The organism is Bradyrhizobium sp. SOJA106 (genome assembly GCF_059448745.1).
Genome location: NZ_CM182549.1, coordinates 6,498,754 through 6,515,841, shown reverse-complemented (window position 1 = coordinate 6,515,841; position 17,088 = coordinate 6,498,754). Strand labels below are relative to the sequence as shown.

Below are 17,088 nucleotides of genomic sequence, written 5' to 3'. Positions count from 1 at the left end.
CGGCTCCGGCCCGCGGACAACATGCGGGTGGCAAAAAGGGTGGGAGAGAACGATGCGGGGGCTGTGGGCCGGATTGCGCGGTCATGTGATCGTTATTTGCGCGTTGCTCGGATGCGGGGCGTGGAGCTCACCCGTCAGCGCGCAGCCCTTTCCGTCGCGTCCCATCACCCTTGTCGTGCCGTTCGCGGCGGGCGGCCCGACCGACACGCTGGCGCGGATCCTGTCGGAGCGGATCGCGGCCGAGCTGCACACCACGGTCGTGGTCGAGAACGTCGCCGGCGCCTCCGGAAGCATCGCCGGCGCCCGCGTCGCGCGCGCGACGCCTGACGGCACGACGATCACCATCGGCCATTGGGGCACGCATGTGCTCAACGGGGCGATCTTCAAGCTGCCCTATGATCTTCTCGCCGATTTCGAGCCGGTCGCGACCATCGCGATGGGCACGCAGCTCATCGTTGGCCGCAAGTCGCTTGAGGCCAACAATCTGAAAGAGATGATCGCCTGGCTGAAGGCCAACCCCGGCAAGGCCACCGCCGGCACCGCCGGTGCGGGCACGGGCGCGCACGTCGCCGGCGTCTTCTTCAAGGAGAAGACCGGCACCGACTTCCAGTTCGTGCCCTATCGCGGCGCAGGACCTGCGATGATCGATCTCGTCGCCGGCCAGATCGACATCATGTTCGACCAGGCTTCGAACTCGCTGCCGCAATACAAGAACGGCGCGATCAAGGCGTTCGCGGTGACATCGCCGACGCGGCTTGCGTCCGCGCCCGACATTCCGACCGTCGACGAGGCGGGGCTGCCCGGGCTCTACATCTCCTATTGGCACGGCATCTGGGCACCGAAGAACACGCCGAAAGATATCGTCACAAAGCTCAACGCGGCGATCGTCACTGTCCTCGCCGATCCCGCCGTCAAGCAGCGCTTCTCCGAACTCGGGCAGGAGATTCCGCCGCTCGAGCAGCAGACGCCCGCGGCGCTCGCGGCCTTCCAGAAGGCGGAGGTCGAGAAATGGTGGCCGATCGTCAAGGCTGCCGACATCAAGCCGGAGTAGTTGCGCTGCGCCGCATGGATTTCACGAGAATTGTCTGCGGGCTTGCTCCGCCTCTTCCGCTTGCGGGAGAGGCCGACGCGCTCGCAGAGCGCGGCGGGTGAGGGCTCTTTCCTCTGGGAGATTATCCCGTTGCGGAGACACCCTCTCCCCAACCCTCTCCCGCAAGCAAGCGGGAGAGGGAGCCCGGTGCCGATGCCGCCGCATCGTGCAAGCCTTATGCGATTGCCCTAGACTTGCGGGAGAGCATAGGCCGCCCTCGGCCGCCGTCCTTGCAGGGGACGCCGAGGCGCAGCCTCGGCTATCGCGCGCCCCGGGCGATGCGAAGCATCGTCCCGCGCGCGGCGGATCGTTCTCGGAAACCTCGCTGCGGTGCGAGATCACAATCGACGCAGGGATGCCTGCGTCCTTGATCTCGGGTGAGCACTGGCCGACAATGGCCGCCCTTCAATAAGAAACTTCCTGGGGGAAATTCGTGAATAGACCTGCTCGGGTCAGCGCCCATTCGACATCATCCGACGCCGCGCAAGGCATGACGCTGCTGCGCGATCCCTTGCTCAACAAGGGCACCGCCTTCACCGAAGCGGAGCGCGCTGCGCTCGGCCTGCGCGGCCTCTTGCCGGCTTGCGTGCTGACGATGGAGACGCAGGTGGAGCGCGTGCTGACCAATCTGCGCGCGCTGCCCACGGATCTCGAAAAATACGTCGCGCTGAATGCGCTGCATGACCGCAACGAGGCGCTGTTCTTCCGCGTCGTCGTCGACAATATCGACGAGATCCAGCCGATCATCTACACGCCGACGGTCGGGCTCGCCTGTCAGAAATACGGCCTGATCTTCCAGCGGCCGCGCGGCATGTTCATCTCTTCGCGCGATCGCGGCCAGATCGTGGACATCCTGAAAAACTGGCCGTATCCCGCAAAGCTCATCGTCGTCACCGACGGCGAGCGCATCCTCGGCCTCGGCGATCTCGGCGCCAACGGCATGGGCATTCCGGTCGGAAAACTCTCGCTCTATTCGGCCTGTGCCGGCGTGCATCCCGAGCAATGCCTGCCGATCCTGCTCGACGTCGGCACCAATAACGAAGAGCTCTTGAACGATCCCTATTATATCGGCTTGCGCGAGCGCCGGCTCACCGGCGAGGCCTATGACAGTTTCGTCGACGAGTTCATGCAAGCGGCGCGAAAGACGTTCCCGGGCGTGCTGATCCAGTTTGAGGACTTCGCCAATCATTCTGCGTTCAAGCTGCTGCACAAATATCGCGACGAGGCCTGCGTCTTCAACGACGACATCCAGGGCACCGCGGCGGTGGCGCTCGCGGGCCTGTTCTCGGCGCTGCGTGTCTCCGGCGGCAAGCTGAGGGACCAGCGCATCCTGTTCCTCGGCGCGGGGGAAGCGGCGACCGGCATCGCCGATCTCGTAGTCTCCGCCATGATGGCGGAGGGCGCGTCGGAAGCCGAAGCGCTCCGCCGCAACTGGCTGGTGGATTCCCGCGGTCTGGTCGTTGGCGGCCGTGACGGCCTTCACGGCCATAAGCTGCGCTATGCCCATGCTGGCCAGGCACCGATCGCCGACTTCCTCACCGCCATCAAGACGCTGAAGCCGACGGCGATCATCGGCGTTGCGGCCGTCGGCGGCGCCTTCACACCCGACGTGCTCAAGGCGATGGCCGAGCTCAATGAGCAGCCGATCGTGTTCGCGCTCTCCAACCCGACCTCGAAGGCGGAATGCTCGGCGGAGGATGCCTACCGTTATACCGAGGGCCGCGCGCTGTTCGCCTGTGGCAGCCCGTATAATCCGGTGAAGCTGAACGGCCGCACCTTCGTGCCGCGCCAGGGCAACAACTCCTACATCTTCCCCGGCGTCGGTCTCGGCGTCATCGCCAGCCGCTCGCGCCTCGTCACCGACGAGATGTTCATGGCCGCGGCCCATACGCTCGCCGATTGCGTCGGCAAGGACGACCTCTCGCAGGGCAGTCTCTACCCCGCGCTGCCTCGCATCCGCGAGGTGTCGGCGCGGATTGCCGCGGCGGTGGCGGATGTCGCCTATCAGCGGGGGCTTGCGGACGGACCTGCGCCGAACGATGTGAAGGCGCTGGTGCAATCGCAGATGTACGAGCCGGCGTATTGACGTCGCCACACCCAGAGCGACGCGCTTAGTGGACATTCCCACACCGTCATGGCCGCGCTTGTCCCGGCCATCCACGCCTTGCTCCCCGGGCACGACGAACGTGGATGCCCGGGACAAGCCCCGGGCATGACGACCTTCAGAAACCCCGTCAGGTCGGCCCAGCACTATTCCAGGTGAAACCGCCCGGATGCGCATCCGATGATTTTGCGGGTCGTATCGGGCTGATCTTTCCGCACGTCTTGTCCCGATTTGGGACAGCGACTGTGGTGGAATCGTCACAGCTGGCTCGAAAGGAGCGTGGCCGCAAGGCCGCTTTTGTTCCGACAAGGTTCTGCCCTCATTGCCCAACGAAACTTGGGGTTGTTCGGAGGGCGCATCATGTCTCGCATTGCAAGTGCCGAAACTGCCCGGATGTCGCTGGCAACCTCGAGCCGGTTGCTCCTCGTCACCGTCGCTGCCGCTTCGCTCGCCGCGTGCGCGCAGTCGCCGGTCGGCCGCCAGAGGGCGGATCTCGGTACCAGCCGGCAGGCCACGATCGAGCGGCCGCACCGGGTGGCTGCGCTGCATCCGCGGCCGATCAGCCGGGCGCGCGTTCCTGATAAAACTCGCGAGGCAAAGCAAAGCGCCTCGCATGGCGTTGCCAGCTTCTATTCGGATACCGAGACCGCGAGCGGAGAGAAGTTCGACAAGAACGAACTGACTGCGGCCCATCCGACCCTGCCGTTCGGCACCAAGCTTCGCGTCACCGATGTTTCCTCCGGCCGCTTCGTCACCGTCAGGGTCAACGATCGCGGGCCGTTCGTTCGCGGACGCGTGGTCGACATCTCGCCGTCCGCGGCCGAGGCGCTCGGCATGGTCGACAAGGGCATCACCAATGTTCGGCTCGACGTCGTGCGATAGAGCATGATCCGGACCCGAAGGGCCGCGTTAGCGCAAAGTGTGCAGCGCTTTTCCCTCGCGACAAACGCGGAACGCGTTTGCGCGGAGATCATGCTCAAACAATTAAGCCGCGATTCATCGAGCTGAGACGCGCCGCGCTTAACCGGCTGTTAGCTGCTTCTCGCGCAACATGGCTGCCCAAACAATTCGGGGCTGTTGGGGAGCGGACGCTTGAACACGATCCAGTATCTCGAAGATCAGGCCGCGCGCGCCGAGCGGCTCGCCAAACGGATCACGGATACGCTCACGATCGAAAAGCTGCTGACCTTCGCCGGCGAACGCCGCCGCGAGATCGAACTCATCGCCGGCAAGTACCGGCGGGCATAACTCACGCAATCCATGCACTGAACGCATTCCCTCTCTCTTCGAGGCGCGGAACTTCTTTTCGCCTGCTGCGTCGTCTGGACGAGGCAAGAGGAGGAGGACATCATGGGTTTTGGAAGAGGTGCTTTGCTTTGGCTGCTTGGCGTGCCGTTGCCGGTTATCCTGCTGCTGGCATTGTTCTGGCACCACTAAAGCGCGATGAGATCAGGATGAATCGTCATCGCGCTTTGGCTTGTTGATTGCGCATGATCTTTTCGGAAAACCGCGACGCACTTTTCCGGATCATGCTCTCTAAGGCTGGGACACGAAAAGCGCCGCGGGAGCGGCGCTTTTTTGTTGCGCGCGATTTGAAGCGCAGAGAAGCAAATGACGCGATCAGGTGTGGCTCTCGACGAAGTCGCTGAGATAGTCGGGCAGCGTCACGCCATCGATGTCGCAGCGCGCCTGGATCTCGCCTGCGACGTCGGTCGAGATGTCCTTCATCCAGTGCTCGAGCGTGTTGAAGGAAATCACCTTGACGGGATCGTTGAAGCAGCCGGCGACGAGCTCGCCGATGGTGGCTTCGAGATCGCTGCGCTCGACACGAATTTCGGTTGCCTGGTCGAGGCGATCGATTACCACGAAGAGGGTCTGATCTGCGCCATAAGGCACGATGGAAGATGGTACGCTGGCTTCAAGCATCTTGAGGCACTCGTCTTGACTTCCGATCCATATTAACGGGAAAAATCGGAAGAAGGTTCCTGCCTTGATCGGAAGCTTGTCGCGCGCGTGCAGCTTTCGGCGCCTGCACGCAATCAGAGAAATTCCCGCAAGCGCGACAGCTCGGCGACGTGCTCGGGCGAGAGGACATCCGTCACCAGCGGCGGCTGCGCCGTCGTGCGGATCTCATAGAGATGCCTGGTCGCCGCCGGCTTGCCCATGAAAGCGGAGATGCACTGATCGAGCGTGCCCTCGCTCACCTGATAGGAGTCCCTGTCCGGCCGGCGCTGGTTCGCCAGCGACGGCCATTTGTGCAGCACCGCCAGCGCGTTGAAATCGACCTTTGAACCTGCAACTGATGCGTCCCTCATCGTCCTGCCCTCACGCAAAAAACACCCCAGCACGCTGGTTTGCGTGCCGGGGCCCACAACTATCGCTGCATCTCAATGCCACAAGCGTTCAACGCAGCGGCCGGGAAAAGGTTCCCGGCCACCTTGTTGCCGTCAGCTCGCGGCCGCCGCGATTCTGTGCCCCGGACTGACATGACCGTGGCTGGTCTCATCGCCGCGGCTGACCCCCGGCGGAAGCCCGGCAAAGCGCCGCAGCGCTTCGGCCATCTGCACGCGGCCCTGGACGCCGGTGATCACCACGTCGACCATCGTAAAGGACGAGTGGAAATGGCCGCGCGCCTTGAGCTGTTCGACCGGCACGCCCGCAGCCTGCATCGCCTCGGCATAGGCAATGCCCTCGTCGCGCAAGGGATCGAACTCACAGGTGACGACGAATGCCGGCGGCAGGCCGGCGACCTTGCCGCGCAGCGGCGAGACGCGCGGATCGGTGCGGTCGGCCGGTGAGCAGTAGAGGTCCCAGAACCAGTACATCAACGAGCGCGTCAGGAAATAGCCGGTCGCATTGTCGTTGTAGGACGGGCGATCGAAAGCGCAGTCGGTGACCGGACATACCAGCAATTGGCCGGCGATCTCAGGCCCGCCGCGGTCGCGCGCGAGCTGGCAGGTGACGGCGGCGATGTTGCCGCCGGCGCTCCAGCCGGCCACCAGCACCGGCCCCGGTCTGCCGCCGAGCTCGGTGGCATGCTCGGCGATCCAGCGCGCCGCCGCGTAGCCGTCCTCGGCCGCGGCCGGGAAACGATGCTCCGGCGCGTGGCGGTAGCCGACGCTGACGAACATCATGCCGGTCCGCCTCACCATGTCGCGGCAGAACGGCTCGTCCGACTGCTCGTCGCCGAGCACCCAGCCGCCGCCATGGAAATAGACCACGACCGGATACGGCCCCGGCGTCGCCGGCTTGTAGGCGCGGTAAGGCAGCGGGCCGTCGGCGCCGGGCAGGGTGCCGTCGACGATCTCGCCGATCGGTCGTCCCGCAGGCCGGCCCTTGTTGAACTCGTTGACGAAGGCGCGCGCACCGGTCGCGCCCATCGACTCGATCGGCGGCAGGTTCAGCGACGTGAGCAGGTTCATGACCAGCCGCACGTCGGGTTGCAGGCGCACGACTTCGCCGTCGTTGCACTGCTCCGCGCCGTTCGGGCCGGTGAGCCTGAAGCCGAGCATGCCGCGGCTGACGACCTCGTCGCAGATGCTGCGATAGGGACCGACGCCGCCGGTGTAGGGCATCAGGCCCTGCACCTTGCCGGGTACGTTGGCGCCCGTGTACCAGGTGTTGGCGAGCCGGTGCAGCGTCAGCATCGAACAATCGGCCATGTGCCGGCCCCAGCCGGCTTGCGCCGTCTCGGTCGGCTCCATCGTGGTGAAGCCGGCGTCGCGCAGGGCAACGAGGCGATCCACGACCCAGTCGACATGCTGCTCGATCGACACCGCCATGTTCGAGAGCACCGACGGGCTGCCGGGCCCGGTGATCATGAAGAAGTTCGGGAAGCCCGCGACCGTGAGCCCGAGATAGGTCTGCGGCCCCTGTGCCCAGACATCGGACAGCGACTTGCCGCCGCGCCCGGTGATCGGATGCACGGCGCGGATCGCGCCGGTCATGGCGTCGAAGCCGGTCGCGAACACGATGACGTCGACATCGACATTGCGCTTGGCCGTGGTGATGCCGGTTGCCGTGATCGCCTTGATCGGCTCTTCGCGCAGATTGACCAGCGTGACGTTCGGCCGGTTGTAGGTCGCGTAATAGTTGGTATCGAGGCACGGACGTTTGGCGCCGAAGGGATGATCGTGCGGCGTCAGCGCGGCGGCCGTCTCGGGATCTTTGACGGCGGCGCGGATCTTCTCGCGGATCAGGTCCTGAACGATCTTGTTGCCGTCGATGTCAACGGCCTGATCGGCCCAGAGCTGCGTCAGGATGTGGACGAGGTCGCCGGCCGCCCAGGCGCGTTCGAAGCGCTCGCGGCGCTCGGCATCGCTCAATTGCCAGCTTACCACCGTCTGCTGCGGGTAGGGCACGCCGGCCATCGATTGGCGCGCCTGCTCGCGATAGGCCGCGCGATCGCCTTGCAGCAGGCTCATGCGATCCTGTGGCGGCGGGCCGTTATGCGCCGGCAGCGCGAAGTTCGGCGTGCGCTGGAACACGGTGAGATGCGCGGCCTGCTCGGCGATCAACGGGATCGACTGGATCGCCGACGATCCGGTGCCGATCACGGCGACGCGCTTGCCGGCGAGATCGACCCCGTCATGCGGCCAGCGCCCGGTGAAATAGACCTTGCCCTCGAAATCCTTGACGCCGTCGATCTCCGGCGGTTTCGGCGCGGAGAGGCAGCCGGTGGCCATGATGTAATGGCGGCAGGAGACGGGCGCGCCGTTGTCGGTCGTGAGCTGCCAGCGCTCGGCTGCCTCGTCCCATCTGGCTTCGGTGACCTTGGTCCTGAAGCGGATGTCGCCCCTGAGATCGTAGCGGTCGGCGACGAAGCCGAGATAGCGCAGGATCTCGGGCTGGGTCGCGTATTTCTCGGACCAGGTCCAGGCGCTCTCGAGCTCCGGATCGAAAGTGTAGCTGTAGTCGATGGTCTGGATATCGCAGCGCGCGCCGGGGTAGCGGTTCCAGTACCAGGTGCCGCCAACGTCGCCGGCCTCTTCGAGACCGATCGTCGAGAAGCCGGCCTTGCGCAGGCGGTGCAGTAAATAGAGGCCGGCAAAGCCGGCGCCGACCACGGCAACATCGACCTCCTGGGCGGTTCCGCGCGTCGTCCCTGAGGCACGCGTAGCAACCATTGCGTCAGGCATGGCATTTCCTCCCTGCTTTGTTTTGCCGGCAGGCTAGTCCCGCAGGCTCGGCTTGTCATCAGAGCAAGTGCAATCTTCGGTAGTCTGGTGCAGCGCGCGAAGGTTGTGGCGATACACGCGCCGCGATGCACAACCGCCGGGATTGTCCGGGCTAATCAGAGCACATCCTTCCGTGTATGCTTGCGGTTACAAGCCACGCGTGCCCAGGGCGTCATGACAGAGTTGAGTGAGCGAACCAAAGCGAACATGGACGTCGTCCTGGAGGAGACGTGCCGCCAATTGCCGCATGGCGGCGATCACGACAGCCGCAGGTTCATCGCCGAGCGCCTGATCGAGGCGGCAAAGGCGGGACATTCCACGCTCGGCGAGCTCGGCATCATCGCAAGGCGTGCGCTGGCGGAGATCATCGCGAAGAGCGGTTAGCTGCGGATGCGATGTGGCCGCGGTGACGCAAGCGGAGCGAGGGCAAGACAGCTTGCCTCGCGGTCAAGCACGGACGTAACCTCCGGAGAACCTCTGCGCATCGAGATCCCAAGATGCGGTCCGTGCTTCCGCTCGTCGCAGCTTCCGTATTGCTTTGCCTCGGCGGCCCGGTCGGGGCCCAGCCGGTCGGACAGTTCCCTTTTGCGCTGACGCGCGAGGGGCAGATGCTCGGTGTCGTCGAAGGCGAGGTGGCCTCGTTCAAGGGGCTGGCCTATGCGGCGGCGCCGGTCGGCGCGCTGCGCTGGCGGCCGCCGCAAGCGACAGTCGAGAGCTCGGAAATGCGTACCGTCTATGATTACGGCGCGCCGTGCCTTCAGCCGGCGCTGCCGGGCGCGAGCGAGGATTGCCTGACGCTGAACGTGTTCCGTCCCTTTGGGATCGACGGCCCGCTGCCGGTGATGGTCTTCATTCATGGCGGCGGTTTCGTCTCAGGCACGGCGAACGATCCGCTGTTCGACGGCGCGAAGCTCGCGCAGGCCGGCCTCATCGTGGTCACCGTGAATTATCGCCTCGGCGCGCCCGGCTGGCTCAGCCATCCCGCATTGTCGGACGGCGGCTCCGGCAATTACGGGCTGATGGATCAGCTCGTGGCGCTGCACTGGATTCACGACAATATCGCGGCCTTCGGCGGCGATCCCCGCAACGTCACCCTGTTTGGCAGCGATGCAGGCGCGACGTCGATCGCGCTGTTGATGCTATCAGCGCCATCGCGCGATCTGTTTCAGAAGGCCATCCTGCAATCGGTGCCCGGCCGTAGCCACTTGCGCTCGGCGCAGGAGGCGGAAGTCGTGGGAAGGCAGTTCGCAGCGGCGCTCGGGTCACAGGCGGATCTGCGCGCGGCCGAGCCGCGGCGCCTGCTGGCCGCCGAAAAACATCTGCTGGAAAAATCGCCGCACGGCTTTGCGCCATTCATCGATGGAGCTCTGGTGGCCGGAGATGTTGCCGCGGGCTTTGCGGCCGGGCATGAAAGCCGCATTCCCCTGATCATCGGCTCGAACGATGACGAGACGGGTTTTGATACCGAGCTCGACATCAAGGAGGCGCTCGCAGCGTCAGGCGCCACCAGCGAGGAGCTGCGCAAGCTTTATCCCGATCTCGCCAAGCCTTCGGACCTCGCAGCGCGGTTCTACACCGACAAGGTCTTCTCCGAGCCGGTGCGGCTGCTGGCCCGCCTGCATGCCGCAAGCGGCGCGCCGACGTTTCGCTATCGTTTCGCTTACGTGCCGGAAGCGCGACGTGCAAATCCCGACGGCGGTCACGGGCGGGAGCTGCAGTTCATCTTCGGCGCGGAAGGCGTGCCCGGTGCGGGCATCTTCTCGCGCCGCGACCGCGAGATCGCGAGCCGCATGCGCAGCTACTGGATCAACTTCGCGAGGAGTGGCGATCCCAACGGTCCCGACCTGCCACGCTGGGACGCGGCCGCAGACCGCGATCGCCTGCTGCTGATCACGAACGAGCGCATCGCGAGCGGAGACGACCCGTTGTCGGAGCGTCTCGACCGGCTCGCGCGTTAGCACGAAATGGTTTTAGCTGAACGACTGGCCGCGGCCTCGTTCGAACCTCTCCCGCAAGCAAGCGGGAGAGGGGGCGCACCTTCTTCGTAGCTGCATCAGACTTAATCGCATCGTGCTTTGGCACGATAAGAGTACCTAGGCCGCGAGCTCGACGCGCGGCGCCGGGCTCAGCCGGTCTTCCTCCAGATAGTCCATCGTGCCGTCCTTCTCGACGGCATAGAACTGCTGGCCTTCCCGCGACTTGAAGGCGGCGCGAACGACGCCGCGGCGGCCCTTGTCACTGTTGACGACGTCCCCCAGCGCAAACTTCCTCATCTCACGTCCCTGGCAACCGGCCGACTTCTTCGGCCACACGGCAGCGATTTTGGGCGGCAAATCGTTAACGGCTTGCTAACCATACCGGTTTGCCTATGCTCGCCGCCGGTCGCGCGGCTGCTCCACGCGCATGTTGTCTGAGCCGGACCCTTATCCATGACGCGATTTCCGACCTTGTTCCTGTCCCACGGCGGCGGCCCCTGGCCGTTCATGGAGGACAGGCGGGTGCAATACGCCAAGACCGCCGAGGCGTTCGGCCGGCTGCCGCAGCTGCTGCCGGAAAGGCCGAAGGCCGTGCTCGTCATCACCGGACATTGGGAGGCCGACGCCTTCACCGTGTCGACCTCGGCGCATCCGCCGATGGTGTACGACTATTACGGTTTCCCCGAGCATACCTATCACCTGAAATATCCGGCGCCGGGCAAGCCCGAGCTTGCAGCTAGGGTGAGGGCGCTGCTCAAGCACGCAGGGATCGATTGCCGGGAGGATCCCAACCAGGGCTTTGACCACGGCACCTTCGTGCCGCTGGGCCTGATGTATCCGAACGCCGACATGCCGATCGTGCTGCTGTCGCTGAAATCGAGCTACGATGCGGCCGAGCACATCAAGGTCGGGCAGGCGATCGCATCGCTGCGCGACGAAGGCATTCTGATCGTCGGCAGCGGGCTGACCTATCACAACATGCGCGGCTTCGGCCGAGCGGAGTCCAAGCCCGTTTCGTATGATTTCGAGGCCTATCTGAACGAGGCCATCAGCAACCCGGATGCGTCGCGCCGGAACGCGATGCTGGTCGATTGGGAGAATGCGCCGAGCGCGCGCCTTGCGCACCCGCGCGAGGACCATCTGCTGCCGCTGATGGTGGCCGCCGGCGCTGCCGCCAGCGATGTCGGCAAGCGCGTTTTCGTTGATGAGGTCGCAAACGTCGCGATGGCGTCGTATGTGTTCGGCGGCTGAGCTTGGATGCCCTCACGTGACCGAGCCTAGGCAAAATATCGAAAACGACGCCCATGCAAAGTAGAATTACTTAGCAAAATCGCCGGGTGGGCAGGGGCTGGAGCGGCATTTTGACAACGTTTGATACGTCGGGCAAACAGCGGCAAAATTCGATCATGGCATCGCTCTAGCTCGGCCACATCAAAATCGAGAGCACGGGTGCGAGGAGTCCGCTGTGGGTTCGTTGCACCTTTGAAGGTGCGCGTCTCTGCCGCGATCAGGCGGCAGCTGTGGCGTCTGAGGCACAGTCCTCTAACAACTGGCTTCCAATCGGGGGGGCCTGTCGATTTTGTCTAGACGGGCAGTGCTAGTGGCGGCTTATTCTCGATTGTCCGAGTCTGGAGATCGTTTCAGGATTATCGACGCCACTGATGACACTGCATGTTGCGGTCAACGACGCTCAGATTGGCGCCCCTCGCCGTGACGTGAAGGCGGTCATCGCCGTCGTTGGACTTGCGATTGAAGCCAGAATAGCCGGCGCGCCAGCGATGATCGCTGACGGTGACCGGACCGCGTTTTACTTGCGGGACGCCGTCAGACATGGCGCGCGTGGCATTATTAGTTTCGGGGTATGCGGCGGGCTAGATCCGAAGCTTCGACCAGGTAACATTGTCATCGCCTCGTCGGTATTTGCCGCGAAAGATGAAGCCTATCCAGCTGACATCCCCTGGGCCGAGGAGCTCCTTCGGATGATCCCGGGTGCCAGCTACTCTGCGATAGCTGGTGTCGCTTCCCCCATGACAAGTCTTGAAGAGAGGCGGGACTTCCATGGCACCACCGGGGCAGTCGCCGCCGACATGGAGTCGCAGATCGTCGCTCGAATTGCTTCTGAACTCAGAATTCCCTTTGCTGTCTGTCGTGTTGTTCTAAACCCTGCTCATCGAAAACTTCCGAGGGCAGCGCTCATAGATATCGGACCCGCAGGTAAGCCTGAACTGCGTAAAATTGGACGTTCGCTTGTTCAAGACCCGGGGCAACTCCCTGCTTTTGGCCGGCTCGCCGTTGACTCTGTCATGGCGGTGATGGCTTTGCGCCGCGCCAAGCAACGGCTCGGAGCTCACTTTGCTTTCCCGCACCTGTGTTCACGAGACCCGGTCCCCATTCCGACGGGTGTGCCCGAAACGATAGCCGCACGCGCCTGATCCTGCAGCAGCGCCCTCCCGATCTCAGACTCCGGGCTTGTCCAGGTCCGAGATGGTGTTTGAATCTGTGCGCCGGCGCAGCAAGACGTTACTCACCGAAAGAGCAGGCGCGGCCAAAATCTCCGCCAGCGAATTCCAGGAAAACTTTGGCCGAGGCGCCCCCGCATGGCACGAAGTCTGCTCGGCCGCTCGTCCGATGCAGCCTCGTCGTCTCATAAATCGCCAGGCGAGTGCGTTCCAGTCACGCCAGACCTGCTCGGCCCTTTGGGATAGCAAGCCAGAGACGATTTCCGGCGCAGGTCCGAAGACCTCAGGCAGCTTGCTGGACAAATTGTGGTCCGACAGAACGTCCCATCTCGAAAATCCGCCCATGACCGGAGATGAAATAGCGAACACCACGCGACCAATCCGCGCCTCCCGTGCCGGGAAAGAACACATTGGGCAAGGTTCGACGATTGAATACAAGGTGCAATCCGGCAAACGCTTTTGTCTTAGAATCTTCTGCGCTTCTGAAAGAGCCACGAGTTCCGCGTGTCGGGTCACGTCGCATTCCGATGAAACGTGGTTGGTCGCTTCTGCGATGATCTGTCCTCGACACGCGATTACGGCGCTGAATGGCAGCTCTCCCTGCTTCACCCCCTGCCGAGCGAGTTCGATGCATCTTTCCATCATTCGCAGATCGTCAGCTTCTGATCTACTCATGGGCGGTCCCTCGGGAACGCAAAATTGGTGTTGAGAATGCTTTGGTTTCTCGCCGCCCCTTCAAATTGCGCCGGCGCCGGAGCGACGAAGAATGATTCCGGCGCTGCTACGGAGGCGGCTCCTGCAGCCTGGCCTATTGGCAATCAAACAACGGGCTACAAACGATCTGACTTGATCTGGATCAAAGGTCGCTTCCTTACAAGTACCGCGCTGACCACACGATGGCCGGTTGTCTATGCCGGCTCCGGGGGGCCTCGAAAGCAGGCATCCCGGATTTATGGGAGCACGCGCTAAACCGCCCTACGCAGCTTCAAGCTCACCCGTACTTCAGCTTCATGAACAGGATGCCGCCGGCGAGCACCATCGTGACGGCGTTGGCGGCGACCAGCGGGGCGTCGCCGCTGAGCAGGCCGTAGACGAGCCAGAGCGCTAGGCCCAGCACCATGACGAGAAACATGCCGAGCGAGATGTCACCGGTGGAGCGGGTTTTCCACACCTTGATGGCCTGCGGGGCGTAGGCCACGGTGGTGCAGGTGGCGGCGGCAAAGCCGATCAGCTTGATCACAAATGGTTCCATGCGCGCTCCATAGCATGGATTCGACGAAGGCCATGCCTCACGCGCGCGATGCCATGAGATCGCGATACAGCGCGGCATAGTCGCCGGCGCGGTTGCGCCAGGACACGTCGGTGGCAAGGCCGCTCAGTTGGAGGCGGCGCCAAGTGAGCTTGTCGTGGAAGGCGGTGTTGGCCTTGCGCAGCGTACCGGCGAGCGCCTCGGCGGTCACGGGACCGAACTTGAAACCGGTGGCATCGCGGTCCGACGTATCGGCCTCGTTGATATCGATGATGGTGTCCTCGAGGCCGCCGACGCGGGAGACGATCGGCACGGCGCCGTAGCGCAGCGCGCAGAGCTGGGTCAGGCCGCACGGCTCGAACCGCGAGGGCACGATCAGCGCATCGGAGCCGGCCTGGATCAGATGCGCCAGGATCTCGTCATAGCCGATGATGACGCCGATCCGGCCGGGATTGGCGCGGGCGGCGGCCTGATAGCGGTCCTGCAGATCGCGGTCGCCGCTGCCGAGCAGAACCAGCTGCATGCCTTCGGCCAAGATGGTCGGAATGGCCTCGAGCAGCAGATCGAGCCCCTTCTGCCAGGACAGCCGGCTGATGACGCCGAGCAGCGGTGCTTCGTCCGAGGAATCCAGATTGAATTGCTGCTGCAGGACTGCCTTGTTCGCGGCCCGGAACGTCAGGTCCCCGGCGCCAAAGCGGTAGGCGATGTGCGGATCGGTTTGCGGATTCCACACCTCGATGTCGATGCCGTTGAGGATGCCGCTGAGCACGCCGGCGCGTTCGCGCAGAAGACCGCCGAGGCCCATGCCGCCTTCGTCGCTCTGAATCTCGCGCGCGTAGGTCGGCGACACCGTGGTGATGCGATCGGCGAGCTGGAGGCCGGCTTTCAAAAAGCTGATGCCGCCGAAATATTCGAGGCCATGGACGTCGAACGAGGACTCCCAGGGCAGGCCGATCGCGCCGATCAGCCCGCGGTCGAACTTGCCTTGATAGGCCATGTTGTGGATCGTCATCACGGTGCCGGGCCGCGGACGATTGTCGTAGTGCAGATAGGCCGGCGCGAGCCCGGCCTGCCAATCATGGGCATGGACGACGTCAGGCATGAAAGCGGGGACGAGGCCGTGGCCGATATCGGCTGCGATGCGCGACAGCGCGGCGAAGCGGATGCCGTTGTCTGCCCAGTCGACGCCGTCGATGGTGACGTAAGGATTGCCCGGCCGCGCATAGAGATGCGGCACGTCGAGCACGAACAGGTCGAGGCTGTCATGAGAGCCTGCGAGCAGGCGTCCGGGGCCGCCGAAATAATCCGGCCAGCGCCGGATCTCATCCGCGCCCGTAAGCAGCCGCATCACGTCGGGATAGCCCGGCATCAAGGTGCGCATCTCGACGCCGTGCGCCTTCAGCGCGATCGGCAGCGCGCCGGCGACATCGGCGAGGCCGCCGGTCTTGACGATGGGATAGACTTCGGAGGCGACCGCGAGGACGCGAACAGGCGTCATGTATTGAGCCTGTCGATCATCGGCTGGGTGATCAGCGTGATGCCCTGCTCGGTGGTGCGGAAGCGCTTGGTGTCGAACTCCGGGTCTTCGCCGACGACCAGGCCCTCGGGGATCTCGACGCCGCGGTCGATCACGACGTTCTTCAGCCGCGCGCCGCGCCCGACATTGACGTAAGGCATGATCACGGCGTTCTCGACATTGGCGTAGGAGTTGACGCGCACGCCGGTGAACAGCAGCGAGCGGCGCAGCGAGGCGCCGGAGATGATGCAGCCGCCCGAGACCAGCGAGCTCACGGCCTGGCCGCGCCGGCTCTCCTCGTCATGGACGAATTTTGCCGGCGGGGCGATCTCGGCATAGGACCAGATCGGCCAGGCGCGGTCGAACAGATCGAGCTCCGGCACGACGTCGGTGAGGTCGATATTGGCGGCCCAATAGGCGTCCACCGTGCCGGCATCGCGCCAGTAGGCGCGTGGGTCGCTCCCGGAGCGGACGCAGGAGGTCGAGAACTGATGCGCGATCGCGCGGCCGTTCTTGACGATGTAGGGAATGATGTCCTTGCCGAAATCGTGGTTCGAGTTCGGGTCCTCGGCGTCGCGCTTGAGCTCGTCGAACAGGAATTTCGCGTTGAAGACGTAGATGCCCATGCTGGCGAGCGAGACGTCAGGCTTGCCCGGCATCGGCGGCGGATCCTTCGGCTTCTCCAGGAACTGCTGGATCCAGCCGTCCTCGTCGATATGCATGATGCCGAAGCCGGAGGACTCCGCGCGCGGCATTTCGAGGCAGCCGACGGTGACGTCGGCGCCGCTGTCGACATGCTGGCGCAGCATCACCTCGTAGTCCATCTTGTAGATATGGTCGCCGGCGAGCACCACGATGAAGCGGCAGGCGTGCGACTCGATGATGTCGATGTTCTGGTAGATCGCGTCCGCCGTGCCGACATACCACATGTTCTCCGAGACGCGTTGGCTCGCAGGCAAGATGTCGAAGCTCTCGTTGCGCTCGGGCCGGAAGAAGTTCCAGCCCATCTGGAGATGGCGGATCAGGCTGTGCGCCTTGTACTGGGTGGCGACCGCGATACGGCGGATGCCGGAGTTGACCGCGTTCGACAGCGCGAAATCGATGATGCGGGACTTGCCGCCGAAATAGACCGCGGGCTTGGCGCGCCGATCGGTCAGCTCCAGCAATCGGCTGCCGCGTCCGCCGGCCAGGACGAAGGCCAGCGCCTGGCGGGCAAGCGGCTCGGGTCTCGCGGCACTCATGTCATCCTCCCACAACTCGGGCGCTTCGCGAGAGGCTCCCCCGCCGCGCGCATTGGAACCGATAGTAACGGTACGAATAGTAAATCGGGAAGGTGGTTGTTGGTTGCGAACACTCGGGAAGCTTAATGCTTTGCCGCGAGGGCCGGGCCTGCCGCGCCGTCGTACCGCTGTCACATCGGTTCGGCCGGACGCGCCTCAGCGCGCCGGTCGGCCGCGTCTTGTGCGCCGCACGCAGAATCCAGGCTTGATAAACAGGCTTTGATTTGGCGCAAGGAT

General features: G+C 64.2%; 16 protein-coding genes. 8 read left to right on the top strand and 8 right to left on the bottom strand.

Going from position 1 to position 17,088, the window contains the following annotated elements:
* Window positions 1–52: 52 nt before the first annotated feature.
* From AC5V87_RS30730 to AC5V87_RS30715, 4 genes are all read left to right on the top strand, one after another.
* On the top strand, window positions 53–1,051 hold the full coding sequence (locus AC5V87_RS30730) for a tripartite tricarboxylate transporter substrate-binding protein (protein WP_456836705.1): 999 nt from the start codon (window positions 53–55) through the stop codon (window positions 1,049–1,051).
* A gap of 529 nt (window positions 1,052–1,580) precedes the next feature.
* Window positions 1,581–3,176: an NAD-dependent malic enzyme gene (locus tag AC5V87_RS30725; protein WP_495371976.1), complete on the top strand. Its 1,596-nt coding sequence runs from the start codon at window positions 1,581–1,583 to the stop codon at window positions 3,174–3,176.
* A gap of 378 nt (window positions 3,177–3,554) precedes the next feature.
* Window positions 3,555–4,076, top strand: a complete 522-nt coding sequence (locus AC5V87_RS30720) for a septal ring lytic transglycosylase RlpA family protein (RefSeq protein WP_495368731.1) — start codon at window positions 3,555–3,557, stop codon at window positions 4,074–4,076.
* Between the two features lie 210 nt (window positions 4,077–4,286).
* Window positions 4,287–4,442: a hypothetical protein gene (locus AC5V87_RS30715; RefSeq protein WP_235544433.1), complete on the top strand. Its 156-nt coding sequence runs from the start codon at window positions 4,287–4,289 to the stop codon at window positions 4,440–4,442.
* 372 nt (window positions 4,443–4,814) lie between these two features.
* Here AC5V87_RS30715 and AC5V87_RS30710 read toward each other — a convergent pair whose 3' ends face one another.
* The 3 genes from AC5V87_RS30710 to AC5V87_RS30700 form a co-directional block, all read right to left on the bottom strand.
* Entirely contained in the window at window positions 4,815–5,120 is a 306-nt protein-coding gene (locus AC5V87_RS30710) for a hypothetical protein (protein ID WP_495368730.1), read from the bottom strand.
* Between the two features lie 113 nt (window positions 5,121–5,233).
* Complete coding sequence (locus AC5V87_RS30705) at window positions 5,234–5,509, bottom strand: hypothetical protein (RefSeq protein ID WP_495368729.1); 276 nt, start codon at window positions 5,507–5,509, stop codon at window positions 5,234–5,236.
* A 132-nt stretch (window positions 5,510–5,641) separates the two neighbouring features.
* Complete coding sequence (locus AC5V87_RS30700) at window positions 5,642–8,332, bottom strand: flavin-containing monooxygenase (protein ID WP_495368728.1); 2,691 nt, start codon at window positions 8,330–8,332, stop codon at window positions 5,642–5,644.
* 246 nt (window positions 8,333–8,578) lie between these two features.
* Here AC5V87_RS30700 and AC5V87_RS30695 point away from each other — a divergent pair, with 246 nt between their 5' ends.
* Window positions 8,579–8,755, top strand: coding sequence for a hypothetical protein (locus AC5V87_RS30695; protein ID WP_231164101.1), 177 nt, complete (start codon window positions 8,579–8,581; stop codon window positions 8,753–8,755).
* 113 nt (window positions 8,756–8,868) lie between these two features.
* Window positions 8,869–10,329 carry a carboxylesterase/lipase family protein gene (locus AC5V87_RS30690; protein ID WP_495368727.1) on the top strand — a complete coding sequence of 487 codons (1,461 nt, stop codon included), beginning with the start codon at window positions 8,869–8,871 and terminating at the stop codon, window positions 10,327–10,329.
* 135 nt (window positions 10,330–10,464) lie between these two features.
* Here AC5V87_RS30690 and AC5V87_RS30685 read toward each other — a convergent pair whose 3' ends face one another.
* Window positions 10,465–10,644, bottom strand: coding sequence for a hypothetical protein (locus AC5V87_RS30685; RefSeq protein ID WP_456836711.1), 180 nt, complete (start codon window positions 10,642–10,644; stop codon window positions 10,465–10,467).
* 156 nt (window positions 10,645–10,800) lie between these two features.
* On the opposite strand from AC5V87_RS30685, the gene AC5V87_RS30680 reads away from it, so the two are divergent.
* The gene (locus AC5V87_RS30680) at window positions 10,801–11,598 is read left to right on the top strand and encodes a DODA-type extradiol aromatic ring-opening family dioxygenase (protein ID WP_456836712.1); all 798 of its coding nucleotides are present in this window, start codon (window positions 10,801–10,803) and stop codon (window positions 11,596–11,598) included.
* Between the two features lie 410 nt (window positions 11,599–12,008).
* Entirely contained in the window at window positions 12,009–12,779 is a 771-nt protein-coding gene (locus tag AC5V87_RS30675) for a phosphorylase family protein (RefSeq protein WP_495368726.1), read from the top strand.
* A gap of 24 nt (window positions 12,780–12,803) precedes the next feature.
* Here AC5V87_RS30675 and AC5V87_RS30670 read toward each other — a convergent pair whose 3' ends face one another.
* The 4 genes from AC5V87_RS30670 to glgC all read right to left on the bottom strand — a co-directional run bounded on the left by AC5V87_RS30670 (window position 12,804) and on the right by glgC (window position 16,812).
* Window positions 12,804–13,481, bottom strand: coding sequence for a nucleoside deaminase (locus AC5V87_RS30670; RefSeq protein ID WP_495368725.1), 678 nt, complete (start codon window positions 13,479–13,481; stop codon window positions 12,804–12,806).
* Window positions 13,482–13,797: 316 nt separating this feature from the next.
* Entirely contained in the window at window positions 13,798–14,058 is a 261-nt protein-coding gene (locus AC5V87_RS30665) for a SemiSWEET transporter (protein WP_495368724.1), read from the bottom strand.
* Between the two features lie 37 nt (window positions 14,059–14,095).
* Window positions 14,096–15,553 (bottom strand): glycogen synthase GlgA, encoded by a 1,458-nt coding sequence (gene glgA, locus AC5V87_RS30660; RefSeq protein ID WP_495368723.1) that lies wholly within the window; start codon window positions 15,551–15,553, stop codon window positions 14,096–14,098.
* Complete coding sequence (gene glgC, locus AC5V87_RS30655) at window positions 15,550–16,812, bottom strand: glucose-1-phosphate adenylyltransferase (protein ID WP_456836716.1); 1,263 nt, start codon at window positions 16,810–16,812, stop codon at window positions 15,550–15,552. The genes glgA and glgC overlap by 4 nt, the downstream gene beginning before the upstream one ends.
* Window positions 16,813–17,088: the final 276 nt, after the last annotated feature.

Bases quoted from the DNA above. Each gene is read 5' to 3' on its own strand.
- AC5V87_RS30690 (WP_495368727.1), top strand. From the start codon at position 8,869: ATGCGGTCCGTGCTTCCGCTCGTCGCAGCTTCCGTATTGCTTTGCCTC.
- AC5V87_RS30725 (WP_495371976.1), top strand. From the start codon at position 1,581: ATGACGCTGCTGCGCGATCCCTTGCTCAACAAGGGCACCGCCTTCACC.
- glgC (WP_456836716.1), bottom strand. From the start codon at position 16,812: ATGAGTGCCGCGAGACCCGAGCCGCTTGCCCGCCAGGCGCTGGCCTTC.
- AC5V87_RS30695 (WP_231164101.1), top strand. From the start codon at position 8,579: ATGGACGTCGTCCTGGAGGAGACGTGCCGCCAATTGCCGCATGGCGGC.
- AC5V87_RS30705 (WP_495368729.1), bottom strand. From the start codon at position 5,509: ATGAGGGACGCATCAGTTGCAGGTTCAAAGGTCGATTTCAACGCGCTG.
- AC5V87_RS30685 (WP_456836711.1), bottom strand. From the start codon at position 10,644: ATGAGGAAGTTTGCGCTGGGGGACGTCGTCAACAGTGACAAGGGCCGC.
- AC5V87_RS30700 (WP_495368728.1), bottom strand. From the start codon at position 8,332: ATGCCTGACGCAATGGTTGCTACGCGTGCCTCAGGGACGACGCGCGGA.
- AC5V87_RS30710 (WP_495368730.1), bottom strand. From the start codon at position 5,120: ATGCTTGAAGCCAGCGTACCATCTTCCATCGTGCCTTATGGCGCAGAT.
- AC5V87_RS30730 (WP_456836705.1), top strand. From the start codon at position 53: ATGCGGGGGCTGTGGGCCGGATTGCGCGGTCATGTGATCGTTATTTGC.
- AC5V87_RS30665 (WP_495368724.1), bottom strand. From the start codon at position 14,058: ATGGAACCATTTGTGATCAAGCTGATCGGCTTTGCCGCCGCCACCTGC.
- glgA (WP_495368723.1), bottom strand. From the start codon at position 15,553: ATGACGCCTGTTCGCGTCCTCGCGGTCGCCTCCGAAGTCTATCCCATC.
- AC5V87_RS30675 (WP_495368726.1), top strand. From the start codon at position 12,009: ATGACACTGCATGTTGCGGTCAACGACGCTCAGATTGGCGCCCCTCGC.
- AC5V87_RS30720 (WP_495368731.1), top strand. From the start codon at position 3,555: ATGTCTCGCATTGCAAGTGCCGAAACTGCCCGGATGTCGCTGGCAACC.
- AC5V87_RS30680 (WP_456836712.1), top strand. From the start codon at position 10,801: ATGACGCGATTTCCGACCTTGTTCCTGTCCCACGGCGGCGGCCCCTGG.
- AC5V87_RS30670 (WP_495368725.1), bottom strand. From the start codon at position 13,481: ATGAGTAGATCAGAAGCTGACGATCTGCGAATGATGGAAAGATGCATC.